The organism is Glycomyces dulcitolivorans, assembly GCF_003265355.1.
In the GTDB taxonomy this organism is placed as follows: Bacteria; Actinomycetota; Actinomycetes; order Mycobacteriales; family Micromonosporaceae; genus Glycomyces; species Glycomyces dulcitolivorans.
Window position 1 is genome coordinate 1 of record NZ_QFRW01000232.1, and the last position, 9,889, is coordinate 9,889.

General features: G+C 73.1%; 10 protein-coding genes. 4 read left to right on the plus strand and 6 right to left on the minus strand.

What is annotated here, in order from left to right; all coding sequences use genetic code 11:
* Positions 1–144: 144 nt before the first annotated feature.
* From DI269_RS27160 to DI269_RS28675, 3 genes are all read right to left on the minus strand, one after another.
* A complete protein-coding gene (locus tag DI269_RS27160) occupies positions 145–1,380 on the minus strand; it encodes a hypothetical protein (protein WP_157975024.1) in 1,236 nt (411 codons plus the stop codon).
* Positions 1,377–2,480 carry a HesA/MoeB/ThiF family protein gene (locus DI269_RS15675; RefSeq protein ID WP_198667467.1) on the minus strand — a complete coding sequence of 368 codons (1,104 nt, stop codon included), beginning with the start codon at positions 2,478–2,480 and terminating at the stop codon, positions 1,377–1,379. Before DI269_RS15675 ends, DI269_RS27160 begins: the two co-directional genes overlap by 4 nt.
* A 73-nt stretch (positions 2,481–2,553) precedes the next feature.
* Positions 2,554–2,679 carry a hypothetical protein gene (locus tag DI269_RS28675; RefSeq protein ID WP_269814170.1) on the minus strand — a complete coding sequence of 42 codons (126 nt, stop codon included), beginning with the start codon at positions 2,677–2,679 and terminating at the stop codon, positions 2,554–2,556.
* A 170-nt stretch (positions 2,680–2,849) separates the two neighbouring features.
* On the opposite strand from DI269_RS28675, the gene DI269_RS15680 reads away from it, so the two are divergent.
* From DI269_RS15680 to DI269_RS15690, 3 genes are all read left to right on the plus strand, one after another.
* Positions 2,850–3,557, plus strand: a complete 708-nt coding sequence (locus DI269_RS15680) for a TetR/AcrR family transcriptional regulator (protein ID WP_112137440.1) — start codon at positions 2,850–2,852, stop codon at positions 3,555–3,557.
* 24 nt (positions 3,558–3,581) lie between these two features.
* The gene (locus DI269_RS15685; RefSeq protein WP_112137442.1) at positions 3,582–4,562 is read left to right on the plus strand and encodes a VOC family protein; all 981 of its coding nucleotides are present in this window, start codon (positions 3,582–3,584) and stop codon (positions 4,560–4,562) included.
* A gap of 108 nt (positions 4,563–4,670) precedes the next feature.
* On the plus strand, positions 4,671–5,072 hold the full coding sequence (locus DI269_RS15690; RefSeq protein WP_112137444.1) for a hypothetical protein: 402 nt from the start codon (positions 4,671–4,673) through the stop codon (positions 5,070–5,072).
* 66 nt (positions 5,073–5,138) lie between these two features.
* On the opposite strand, the gene DI269_RS15695 is transcribed toward DI269_RS15690, so the two are convergent.
* Together DI269_RS15695 and DI269_RS15700 are read right to left on the minus strand one after the other, a co-directional pair.
* Positions 5,139–5,615: a hypothetical protein gene (locus tag DI269_RS15695; protein WP_112137446.1), complete on the minus strand. Its 477-nt coding sequence runs from the start codon at positions 5,613–5,615 to the stop codon at positions 5,139–5,141.
* 67 nt (positions 5,616–5,682) lie between these two features.
* Positions 5,683–6,654 (minus strand): NAD-dependent epimerase/dehydratase family protein, encoded by a 972-nt coding sequence (locus tag DI269_RS15700; protein ID WP_112137448.1) that lies wholly within the window; start codon positions 6,652–6,654, stop codon positions 5,683–5,685.
* 226 nt (positions 6,655–6,880) lie between these two features.
* On the opposite strand from DI269_RS15700, the gene DI269_RS15705 reads away from it, so the two are divergent.
* On the plus strand, positions 6,881–7,426 hold the full coding sequence (locus DI269_RS15705; protein ID WP_157975025.1) for a hypothetical protein: 546 nt from the start codon (positions 6,881–6,883) through the stop codon (positions 7,424–7,426).
* Positions 7,427–7,457: 31 nt separating this feature from the next.
* Here the strand turns inward: DI269_RS15705 and DI269_RS15710 are convergent.
* A partial coding sequence (locus tag DI269_RS15710; protein ID WP_112137452.1) for a BTAD domain-containing putative transcriptional regulator occupies positions 7,458–9,889 on the minus strand: 2,432 nt, incomplete at its 5' end.

A 9,889-nucleotide genomic window follows, 5' to 3' on the forward strand; every position in this document is an offset into this window, starting at 1 on the left:
TCCGCGCCGCCGCCGCGCGGCACCGCCTCGGCGACGCCCACCTGGCGGCCGGGGACCGCGAGGCCGCGTCCGAGGCCTGGCGGTCGGCGCTCGCGGCCTTCGAGGATCTCGGGCACCGGCAGGCGGAGGCGGTGCGCGCCAAGCTCACCGCGATGCCGCAGTGGTGAGGCGGTGGCCGTGGCGGGCCCACCAGGCCCGCGACCACACGGCGAGGAGTGCGCCCTGGACCGCGAGGACCACGGCCCCGTCGAGGACCGCCGCGGGCCGGCCGGAGGCGATCGACGCGACCGCGCCGAGGACGAGGCCCACGGCGAACGGCACGAGGACGACCGCGGCGTAGGCGAGGCAGACGGCGGTGCCCGCGACGAGGAGCACGGTGTAGCCCTGGACGGTGCGGCGTTCGCGGTCGTCCAAGGCGGCCAGCGGGTTCGCGAGGTCGCGCGGGCGGAGGAGCGATGCGGCCCGGCGGGCGAGGTACCGGGCGTAGGCGGCGCTGTCGCCGTACAGGTTGCGGCTGCGGGTGAGGTCTTGGACGATGAAGTACACGTCGGTCCGCATGAAGATGAGCAGCTGCACGATCAGGCCGGTCGCGGCGAGCACGGCGACGACCAGGGCGAGGCGCTGCGGGACGCCGCCGGGTGCGAGCCAGGTCGAGGCCAGGAGGGCGAAGGCGCCGATCGCCAGGTCGGTGCGCATGCCCGCGGAGTAGACGGCGAGGCGGTGCCGCAGCGGCGCCGCCCAGATCCCCGTCACGTTCGTCTGGGCCACCAGGAACTGGAGGCGCGTGCCGAACTCGACGCGGCCCGGGACGCCCGCGGCGCGGGCCGTGATGAGGTGCGCCGCTTCATGGACGAGGATCAGGCTCCAGCCGACGACGACCTGGGTCGCGAGCACCAGCGTCCCGTTGTCGGTCCACAGCAGACTCTCGTAGCCCGGAAGCGAGCCATCGGCGCGCACGGCCAGGACGAGCGCGGCGAGGACCAGGAGCGCGAGCCCGGCGTCGAGGAAGACGTGGACGGGCCGGTGCAGCAGCCAGCCGACGTGCTCGGGCCCCAGGCGCGGCAGCGTGACGCGGGCGGGCGCGGGTGCGGGGAGGGCGCGGCCGTCGACCGCGGCGACCATGCCGAGGTCCAGGAGCGCCGCGGCGAGGTCGGCGACGTCGACGCGCTCGCCGGTCCCGGCTTCGATCCGGTCCTCGACCTCGGCGATCGTGGCGCCGGTGTCGAGCAGGGCGATCGCGTCGGCGCCGACGTCCGGAAGGGACACGAACACGTCGGAGCCCTTGCGGCCGATGACGACGTCGGGTCCATCGGCGCGCCGGGCGAGGGGGTGGAACGCGACGACCGAGTCCGGGCCGATCGCCGCGGCGAGGTCGGTCATGCGGGGTCGCCGCAGGCGGGGCAGTCGCTTTGGCGCGGATAGGACACCAAGGGCGGCTCGCCCGGGGCCATCAGGTTGATCCCCCAGGCCGAGCCGGGGGTGACGGGGGCCGCGCCGGTCAGCAGCGCGATGGCCCAGTGGGCCTTGAGCTGGCCGGACATGGAGGCGGTGACGGCGATGACGGGGTGGCCGGGGGCGCTGGGCATGGCTTTGGCCTGGTCCTCGCCCGAGCCGAGCCGCAGGTCCAGCTGGCGGTCCTCGGCGATCCGCAGGCACTCCCAGCAGGGGCCCTGGCCGGGGACGTAGCCGCCGGTGACCATGTGGGGGCCGTGGTAGCCGCCTTCGACCCAGGGGGTGCCGGTCTTGAGGCAGGCGCGGTTGGCCCAGTGGCGGATCTCGGGCGGGCCGTCCGCGCCGAGGACCATGAGGTCGCGGCCTTCAAGGAGCGGGAAGAAGTCCTCCAGCCGCTCGATGCGGGTCCGCTCGCCCGTGACGGTGATGTCGGAGTTCAACTGCCGCAGGCGCTCGACCGCGGCGTCCACTTTGGGCCTGCCGATGTCGGCCTCGGTGTAGAGGAGCTGCCGGTTGAGGTTGGAGAGTTCGACGACGTCGAAGTCCACGCAGTGGAGGCGCCCGACGCCGGCGGCGGCCAGGGACATCGCGGCGGCACCGCCCGCGCCGCCGACGCCCACGACGACGACCCGCGAGCGCTTCAGCTTGAGCTGCACGTCCCAGATCGTCTCGCGCGGAAGGGGATCGGTCCAGCGGAAGTACTGCGCGTTGCGACCGTAGCGTTCGAGCTCGCGGGAGCTGAGGCCGCTGGGCGGCGGTGCGGCGGCGTCCTCGACGTGCCCGGCGGCGATGAGGTCCTCGATCGCCTCCGCCACATCGGCTTCCGTCAGGTCCGGGTGGGACCGGCGGACCTCGGCGATGATCGCGGCGCGGCCGCGGGTGCCGTCGCAGGCGGTGACGAGCGACCAGGCCCAGCCGTCGGGGTCGGCGATCTCCGCGGCGAGGCCGTGCACGCCGCCGCCGATGCGCACGTTGCCGTCGCGGGTGCGGTAGGCGTCGTGCTCGGGCTTGATGCGCGGCCGCTCCATGGCTGGGCTCCTTGAGACGTGGTCGCACCGGCGGCGCCGCACGAGGCGGCGCCGCCGGCAGGGAAGGGTGAAGCTAGTCGCCGGTGATCGTGCAGATCTTGGTGGTCTCGATCTTGTCGAGCACGCGGATGGCGAGCTTGCGCGCCGGAGCCTGAACGGGCTTGACGGCCTTGGCGATTTCGGTGTTGTGCTTCGGCATGGCTACCAGTCCTTCGTCAGTGGGTCGAGACGGTCCTGAGGTGACCGCCGGTGACCAGTGTTGCGTGAGAGGGTTGGGCCGCGGTTGGCTGCCGTTTAATCGCTGCTAGGCGGCGCGCCCGAAAACTCGTGACCAGACTGCTATTCTGGTCACGAGTCGAGGAGGCGGTCATGACGAGGACGCAGCGGGCCGATCTACGGGAGCGTGCCGACGCGCTCCTGGACGCCGCGACGGCGCTGCTGCTCGCGGGCGGTTCGCGCCGGATCCGCATCGAGGAGGTCGCCGCCCGCGCGGGGGTCGGCAAGGGGACGGTCTACCTGCACTGGGCCAGCCGCGACCATCTGCTGCTGGCGGTCGGCGCGCGCGAGGCGGCGGCGATGCTCGACGCGGTCATCGCCGCGATCGAGGCCGATCCCGTCGAGGCCGCACCGCACCGGTACCTGCGGCGGCACTTCCTGGAGGCGATGCGGCGTCCGGTCCTCGCGCTGATCTTCGATGCCGAAGGCGCCGAGAAGGACGCCTTCGCCCGGCAGCCCGCGCGGGAGGGTCTTCGCGAGACCAAGCTCGTCACCGCGCACGGCTACCTCGGTGCCTTGGCCGACCACGGCCTGCTGCGCCCCGGCCTGGACCTGGCCGATGCGGACTACGGCCTTCAAGCGGTCGCCTACGGGTTCTTCGCCTCCGAGCCGTTCCAGGACGGCCCGGAGCGCGGCCGCGAACATCGCGCCGACCAGCTCGCCGAGGTCGTGCGCCGCTCGTTCGAGCCGGACGAGGCGCCTTCGGCCGAGCGCTACAGCGCCGCCGCACCGCAGGTCCTTGCGGCCTTCACCGCTCTGGCCGACCAGTTCCGGCGCACCGCCTACGGCGACAACGAATAACACCCACTCGAAGGAGCCGACCCCATGGCCGACAACGACATCACCGGCATCCACCACATCGGACTCGTCGTCCGCGACATGGACATTGCTCTCACCGCCTTCCGGCGGCTCGGCTTCAGGATCGGCGACCCGGTGTATCCGGGAATTCCACTGGTGCCGGGCGGGGACCCGGTGCCGGTCGGCGCGGGCAACGCCCACGCCGACTTCCCCCGCGGCTTCATCGAACTGCTGGCGTTCGCCCCGGAGGGGCGCGCGTCGCTCCCGGCGGGCGCGAACCTGGTGCCGTTGCAGGTCCCCGACGACCAGCTCACCGCGACCCGGGCCGTGATCGAGCAGACCGTCAAGGGCCTCGCCGCGCGGCTCGACACCGCCGAGGGCGCCCACATCCTCGTCCTCACGACCCGCGACGCCGACGAGACCGCTACCCGCCTGGAGTCCAACGGGATCGCCACCAGCGGCGCCCGCACGGCGCAGCGGCCGATCACCACCGCCGACGGCGTCCAACTCGCCGCCATCAAGTTTCTGGAGGTCCACGGCGCCGAGCCCGGCCTGGTCGAGGAGGGCCGCGTCGGCGCCGCCGAGGACGCCCCGACCGCACTCCTCGACGCGCAGGTCGGCCTCGACCATCCCAACGGCGCCAACGGCTTGCGCGAATGCATCGTCTGCGTGGACGAGCTCCGGCCCGCCGCGGAGCGCTACGAGCGGTACCTGGGAGTGCCTCCGGAGTACACCAACGAAAGTACGACCTTCGATCTCGCCAACGGCCGCGTCTCCCTGACCACCCCGGCCGGGCTCGCGGCGCGGCTGCCGGGCGAACGGCCGCACACCGTCCCGGGCTTGAGCGCGTACGCCATCACCGTCGCCGACCTGGCCGCCACCGAGGACTACTTTCGCACCCAGGGCATCGCACTCCACCGCAGCGCCGACGGGCGGCCGTTCATCCCCGCGGCGGCCGCCCTCGGCGCCGCCGTCGTCCTCCAGCAGACCGAGCGCCGATCCGACTGAGACGTGGATCACCACAATGGAGGGGTGTGGAAACCGCGGCGGATCCGCGTCTTGGTGGGTACGAACGGCGCACCATTCAGGTTGCGCCACTGGCACATTGGAGTCCCCATGACGAACAGGCAGTGGATCGCCCGCACCGGTCTGGCGCTCGGCGCCGGCCTCGCGCTGGCCGCAAGCGTCGCCGCCCCCGCACAGGCCGCCGACATCGAGGCCCAGATGTACGTCGGGGACGACCTGGTCGCCGAGATCATCCACCACGACGACGGCGACGTGTTCTCCGTCCACGACTGGTACCCGGACGGCCACGGCGTGCGCGGCAGCCTCTACCTGGTCGAGGACGGCGAGTGGATCCTGCTCGACAGCGTCTACAACGGTCTCGGCGCAGGCGAGTTCAGGACGTTCCAGTGGAACGTCCTGACCGGCGAGGCGTACGTGATGGAGGTCTGCACCGTCGACGGCGCGAACGACCCCGAGCCGAACGACTGCGTCTTCCAGGAGGTCGAGGAGTAGGGACGGCCCCTTCCGAGACGAGGCCGGATCCCAGGCGCGGGGTCCGGCCTCTTCGGCTGCGGCGGGCTAGGAGCGGCCTGCAAGCAATGCTTTGGTGATCTCGTTGACCGACTTGACGGTGAGGTCGGTGCCGACGTCCATGCCCGCCTTCAGGAACGCGCGCCAGGCGGCGGCCCTGGGGTGGTGCGGCTCGGCCTGGAGGGCGCTGGCGACCTGGACGAGGAGGGCTTGCAGGCCGTCGTCGAGGGCGTCGAGCCGGGGCACGGAGGCGTCCACGAGCTGCGCGGAGACCATCTGGCGGGTCTGCTCGGGGATCCCGCTCACCGCGTGGACGAATCCCCCGGCGCGGTACTGCGCCTCGATGCGCCCGGCGTCGGCGAGGCGCTTCGCGGCGAACGCGAAGTCCATGGGCGACAACCCGGCCGCGGACCGCACGGACTCCTGCCGGAGCAGGAATCCCCCATAGTGGTCGAAGAGCTCGACCAGGTCGCGCAGGAGCGGCAGGTCGACCGAATTCCACTGGTCCGATTCAGGGTTGGGCATTTCCCAGTTCTACGCCTGGGCACCCCCGGCCGAACGGCCCCTCCGGCATCGGGCGTACAGCCGCTTGTCAGACCGCGAGCGGACGCTCCACTTCGATGCGATCGTCGTCGATCAGCCAGCGCACCGACTCCAGGATCGCGGCCTCGGGCGTGTACGCGGGCGCGTATCCGAGCAAGGTGCGGGCCTTCTCGATGCTGCACACGTGGCTGCGGGACAGGTGCTCCCAGCTCGCGTCCGCGTGCTCGGCGGTCGTCCCGGCCCTGAACTCGTCCCAGCTCACGCTCTCCAGCGACGCCTCCTGGCCGAACCAGGACGCCCCCGCGGTCGCGAGGCCGCGCACGTTCACCGCTGTCGCGGCGACGACGTGGAAGTCCTCGCCGCGCGCCGCGTCAGGCCGCTCGATCGCCAGCGCGAAGCCCTGCGCGACGTCGTCGGCGTGGACGTGGTGCATGTGCTCGGCGCCGATGCCCGGAATCCGCAGTGCGCGCCCGGCGGACAGGGTGCGCCAGACCTCGGGGTCGAGGTTCCCGAGCGGCCCGATCGGGTGCCAGCCGGGGCCGACGATGTGCCCGGGGTGCAGCGAGGTCGTGGCGAGCCCGCCGTTCGCGGTCTCCTCCTTGAGCAGCCTGGCGATCCGGTCCTTCTGGATGCCGTACTCGCCGAACGGGGCGGTGCCCTCGCCTTCGGCGATCGGGACGCTGTGGCTCACCCCGTAGCGCCACACGGTGCCGCAGTGCAGCAGGTGCCCGGTCTCCCCGCGCAGCCGTTCCACCAGCGCCGCAGCGGATTCGGGCGTGAAGCACACCAGGTCGACCACGGCGTCGGGCCGCAGCGCCGCCACCGTGTCCCCGAAGTCGCCCTCGGCGTCCTGCTGCTCCCGGTCGGCCGTGACCTGCTCGACCTGCGCCCACTCGGGCGCACCCGCATAGGCGTCCCGCTTCCCACGGCTGATGTTGACGACCTCATGCCCGGCCCGCACGAGCCGCGGAACGAGAAACGTGCCGATGTGCCCGCTTCCCCCGATGACGACGACCTTCATGAACCACTCCCCCCATACCGAACCCCCTCGGGTCCGGCCCCGATGCTACCGGCGGGTCGAGGGTCGGGCGGGGCTCCACTGGGGCTCCATATTTTCTCCACTTGGCCGTGGCACGATCTCGCCGCATCTGGAGGAGGCGCCCGCTCGGTGGCGCCGGCCTCTCCGCCCCGTCGCGGGTCCCGGTGTCCGGGGGCCGCCCGTATGGAAATTCTTGAGGACGAACAACATGAGGCAATCTGTGCAGGCCGCGCTTCGGGCGGCCGCCGCCGTGGGTGTCTGCGGTGTGGCCTTCGGGCTCGCCGGCTGCGGTGCCGAGGAGGGCGGGGACGATCCCGCCGAGGCGGCCGCCGCCGAGGAGACCGCGGCAGAGGAGACCGCCGCGGAGGGCGAGTCGGGAGTCGCGACGGACGAACCCGACGAGGGGTCCGCGATCGGCGCGTGCGACCTGGAGACGGACGCGGAACCATCCGACCCGCGGCTGGAGTCGGTGGTCGGCGAGTGGACCGCCGTCGAGGAGTCGTTCCTCGGGGACTCCGAGGGGCAGGGCTCGCTGCTGTGCATCGACGGGGACGGCGACGTCTACTACTCGTCGGTCGACGGCGACTGGGCCGGGGTGCTGACCCTCGGGGAGGTCGCCGACCACGACGTGGTGCTCGAATCGGTCGACGACCAGACCGTGACCGAGTGGGTCTTCCGCTACGAGGCCGAAGAGGACGTCATCGAGGTCGGCACGGCCGACGAGGGCGGGCCCGCCTACGCCCGCGCCGGTTAGTGTGCGGTGAGGGCCGGCTTCGGGTCGGCCCTCATCCCGTGGGCAGGGCGTCGAGTTTCGTGCGCGGTTCTGCGGCGAGGGCGTCGAGTTTGAGGGCGGTGAAGAGATCCAGGGCGTGCTGCCAGTCAGCGCGGGCCGCGTCGGGATCGCCTGCGGCGCAGTGGACGTCGCCGAGTTTGACGCGCGTCAGGGCTTCGGCCCGGGTCTCCCCCAGGGATCGGTAGACGTCGACGGCCTCGCGGCAGTACGCGACGGCTTCGGTGTGGTTGTTCATGAGCATGTGGATGTGGCCGAGGCTGTCGGCGGTGTCGGCCTGGCCGATGCGGTCGCCGATCTTCACCGCGAGGGCCAGCGCCTCCTCGCAGTGGCGCAGCGCCGCCGGAAGCTCCCCCGTTGTGGCCTGCCACCATCCGATCGAGTTGAGCGCGTGGGACTGTCCGCCGAGGTGTCCGGCGGTGCGGAACAGGTCGAGGGCGCGTCGGCCGCTGGCGATGGCGTCGGCGGTCCGGCCCTCGCTCATCGAGATGCGGGCGTGGACGTGGTGGGCGTGCGCCTGCATCGCGGCGTCGCCGAGGTCGCGGGACAGGGTGAGCGACCGGTCGAGGTTTGCGCGTGCTTCGTCGATGCGCCCCAGGTGGGTGAGGGTCTGGGCGAGGATGATGCCCAGGCGGGTCCGGGTCGGGGCGTCGTCGAGGCGTTCGGCGGCGGCCAGTCCCTGCGCCATGACGGCCGCCAGCTCGGGCCTGCGGCCCCGGCCGAGGTGGTCGCGCAGGGTCCAGGCGAGTTGCCAGCAGTGCTCGTCGAGGCCCCAGTCGGCGGCGAACCGGACGGCCGCGGTGAGTGTCGGGCCTTCGGTGTCGAACCAGGCGAGGGCGGCGGGGACTTCGGCGACGGCGGCGGGCTGGACGTCATCGGAGACGGGGACTAGGTCGATGCGGTCGCGGGCGGGTTCGATGAGGCGGTGGGCGGCATAGGCGGAGTGCAGGTAGAAGTCCAGTATCCGCCGCACGGTCGCGGTCCGGTCCGCTTGCGGGTCTTCGGTTTCGGAGAGTTCGGCGGCGTAGGCGCGCAGCAGGTCGTGGAACGTGAACCGGCCGGGCCGGGGTTCGGCGAGCAGGTGGGCGCGGGTCAGTTCGGTGAGCAGGCGGGACGTCTGGCGCGGGGGCGCTCCTGCGGCGGCGGCCGCTGCGGCGGTCGGCAGTTCGGGGCCGGGGTGGAGGCTGAGCCGGCGGAAGAGGCGGGCGGCGTCGGGGGTGAGGGACCGGTAGGACCAGGAGAAGACGGCGCGGAGGTCGGCGGCCTGGTCGGGGTCGGCGAGGGCGTCGAGGCGGTCGCCGGCGTCGCGCATCTGGGCGGCGAGTTCGGCGAGGGGGAAGTGCGGGTCGGCCGCGGCGCGCGCGGCGGCGATCGCCAGTGCGAGCGGGAGTCCGGCGCAGGCGGCGACGATGTCGCGGACGGCCTGCGGTTCGGCGGCGGTCCGCGGTTCGCGCAGGCGGGTCTCCATGAAGCGCGCGGCCTCGTCGGCGGCGAGGACCGGGAGCGGGACGGGGGCGGCGCCGTGGGCGATGAGGCCGGAGAGGCGGTTGCGGCTGGTGACCAGGGCCGTGGCGCGGGGCGCGCTCGGCAGGAGCGGGAGAACCTGTTCGACGCCGCGGGCGTTGTCGAGGACGACCAGGAGGCGCAGGTTGGCGGTGAGGGTGCGGTAGAGGCCCGCGCGGGCGTCGAGGCCGTCGGGGATGGTCTCCTGTGGAGCGCCGAGGGCGGTGATGAAGCCGTGGAGGACTTCGGCGGGTTCGGTGGGTCGGCCCGCGGGGTCGTAGCCGCGGAGGTTGGCGTAGAGCTGCCCGTCGGGGAACCGGTCGGCGACGCGGTGGGCCCATTGGACGGCGAGGGTGGTCTTGCCGATCCCGGCGGTGCCGGTGAGGAGGGCGACGGCGGCGCCGTCGTGCAGGAGGGCGTCGAGTTCGACGACCTGGGCGCGGCGGCCGGTGAAGTACGGTGCGGCGGCGGGGAGTTGGCGCGGGACGACCGGGGCGGTTCGTTTCGGCTGCGCCGCTTCGCCGGCGAGGATCCGGCGGTGGAGTTCCTCTATGGAGGGTGAGGGGCGGACGCCCAGTTCCTCGTCGAGGACGCGGAAGAGGCGGCGGTAGGCCTCCAGGGCCTCGGCCTGGCGTCCGGCCCGGTAGAGGCCGAGCATGAGCAGGCGCCAGGGTTCTTCGCGCAGTGGGTGATCGGCGACCAGCGCTTCGAGTTCGGCGAGGGCCTCGGGCGCATCGCGGCACTCCATCTCGGCGCCGATGCAGGCTTCGAGGACGTCGCAGCGCAGCTCGTCGAGGGCGCGGGCGCGGCCGCGGAGAGCGGGGACGTCGAGTCCGGCGAAGGCCGGCCCGCGCCACAGCGCAAGGCCTTCGCGGAACGCGGCCGCGGCGGCGGCGTGGTCGCCGTCGTGGAGCGCGCGGCGGC

Excerpts from the sequence above, each read along its gene's own strand:
- DI269_RS27160 (WP_157975024.1), bottom strand. The coding sequence starts at position 1,380 with ATGACCGACCTCGCCGCGGCGATCGGCCCGGACTCGGTCGTCGCGTTC.
- DI269_RS15675 (WP_198667467.1), bottom strand. The coding sequence starts at position 2,480 with ATGGAGCGGCCGCGCATCAAGCCCGAGCACGACGCCTACCGCACCCGC.
- DI269_RS28675 (WP_269814170.1), bottom strand. The coding sequence starts at position 2,679 with ATGCCGAAGCACAACACCGAAATCGCCAAGGCCGTCAAGCCCGTTCAG.
- DI269_RS15680 (WP_112137440.1), top strand. The coding sequence starts at position 2,850 with ATGACGAGGACGCAGCGGGCCGATCTACGGGAGCGTGCCGACGCGCTC.
- DI269_RS15685 (WP_112137442.1), top strand. The coding sequence starts at position 3,582 with ATGGCCGACAACGACATCACCGGCATCCACCACATCGGACTCGTCGTC.
- DI269_RS15690 (WP_112137444.1), top strand. The coding sequence starts at position 4,671 with ATGACGAACAGGCAGTGGATCGCCCGCACCGGTCTGGCGCTCGGCGCC.
- DI269_RS15695 (WP_112137446.1), bottom strand. The coding sequence starts at position 5,615 with ATGCCCAACCCTGAATCGGACCAGTGGAATTCGGTCGACCTGCCGCTC.
- DI269_RS15700 (WP_112137448.1), bottom strand. The coding sequence starts at position 6,654 with ATGAAGGTCGTCGTCATCGGGGGAAGCGGGCACATCGGCACGTTTCTC.
- DI269_RS15705 (WP_157975025.1), top strand. The coding sequence starts at position 6,881 with ATGAGGCAATCTGTGCAGGCCGCGCTTCGGGCGGCCGCCGCCGTGGGT.